1 protein-coding gene and 1 pseudogene are annotated in these 1809 nt (G+C 58.1%); both read right to left on the bottom strand.

What is annotated here, in order from left to right; genetic code table 11:
- A pseudogene (gene tnpC / locus ACK8OE_RS20760) lies at nucleotides 1-1342 on the bottom strand (IS66 family transposase); the annotation flags it as partial.
- Between the two features lie 105 nt (nucleotides 1343-1447).
- Nucleotides 1448-1809: IS66 family insertion sequence element accessory protein TnpB (gene tnpB, locus ACK8OE_RS20765; RefSeq protein ID WP_410274215.1), on the bottom strand; the 362-nt coding region annotated here is incomplete at its 5' end.

Below are 1809 nucleotides of genomic sequence, written 5' to 3' on the forward strand. Positions count from 1 at the left end.
TATTATTTGATAAACAGATACGTCCGTCATCGAGGAAGCGCGTGAAGGACGCCCAGCGCTTGAGCATATAGTTGAGCGCCTTGGCGAGGTCGTCGCGGGCTGACAGCCTGGCTAGTTGATCGTCCATATAGAGCTTCAGGTCTTCGATCAGGGGCTTGCTGAGCTCCTGACGCACAGCGACCCGCTCTTCCGGTGACTTTCCATTGATCCCGCGCTCGATCTCAAACAGGGCGTCGATGCGCTTGACCATTTCGAGGCCGATCGGAGAGATGGGCACGGTCTTCTTGCCATTGGCCTTGCGGCGCGCAGCGGCTTCATAATTGGCGACAGCAAAGAATGGCCGCCGGGCATGGAACCAGCAGGCTGCCTCAAGGATGGCGCCCGGCTTGCGATCAGGCAGATAGAGCTTGTTGTACCCCCCATAGGCGTCGGCCTGGAACACACCGCTCCATGTTTTCAGGTGATCAATCGGATGGGCTTCGGTTCGGTCTCTTGAGTAATAGAAGATCGCCGCGGGGGGTGACGTCGCCCCGAAGGGGCGATCATCGCGGACATAGGCCCATATTCGGCCGGTATCCGTGTGGCCTTTGGCCAGAACCGGGATAGTCGTATCGTCACCATGCAGTCTCTGGGCCTTGAACACATACGCTTCCAGCCGTTCGATCAGTGGTTTGAGTGTGTGGCAGCATGCACCAACGGCATCGGCCGTCGTCGACAGGGCGATCTCAACGCCTTCATGCTTATATTGCTCCAACTGCCGGTTAAGCGGTTTGTGGTGCCCGAACTTCTCGACGAGGATCATAGCCAGCAGGCTGGGGCTGGCCCAGGCGCGGGGAATGGCATGAAACGGCGCGGGCGCCTGACTGAAGCTCTCGCAATCCCGGCAACTGAACCGCTCGCGAACATACTCCAGCACGCGGAACTGACGGGGAATGACGTCGAGACTTTTGGTGATGTCTTCACCGAGCTTGCGCAAACGATCACCGCCACAGCAAGCGCAGACCTTCGGCGACGGGACAAGCACGCGTTCTCTCGGCAGATGATCGGGGAACGGGTTTTTCGCGGGAGACTTACGCTCGAAGCCTCGGACCGAGGTGGTTTTGGCGGCCAGGGCCTGCGAGATGAGCTCATCCTCGGTGGCTGCGGCTTCGATCTCTTCGAACAGGAATTCCTGCTGATCCAACAGTCGGCTCTGACGCTCAGACTTTGAGCCGCGAAGTTCATTCTGCAGCTTGAAGATTACCAGCTTCTGGTGCGTGATGGTCGCCAGATCATCAGCGTTTTGCGCTTTGGCCACAGCCAACTCGGCCCGTGTTCTATCGAGTTCCGCCTGCAGGTCGGCCATCTCGAGCAGCGAGGAAACGGGCTTGGGATCCATGCATCATATAAGCATGAATCCCTTATTTTGTATAGGATTTTGTGCTCTTTTCGGCTTCGCAAACGTCCTCTATCCGGCACGCTCTGGCCGCCAGGTAATCTGCGGATTTCTCCAGTCGATGCCTTCGAGAAGATAACCCAGCTGACCGGCTGAGATGCTCACCGAACCGTCCTGGACCGCTGGCCAGATAAACCGTCCGCGTTCGATACGCTTGTAGAATAAACACGCGCCGACGCCGTCATGCCAGATAATCTTGATGCGATCCCCGGCGCGCCCGCGGAAGACGAACAGGTGCCCCTGATGGGGATCCTGCTTCAAAACCTCCTGTACGATCAGCGCCAGCTTTGCAAAGCCACACCGCATGTCAGTATGTCCGGTGGCCAGCCAGACGCGCACATCAGATCTCACCGGGATCATCGTAAAGCCCTCAG

The organism is Asticcacaulis sp. W401b, from assembly GCF_046503825.1.
GTDB lineage: Bacteria > Pseudomonadota > Alphaproteobacteria > Caulobacterales > Caulobacteraceae > Asticcacaulis.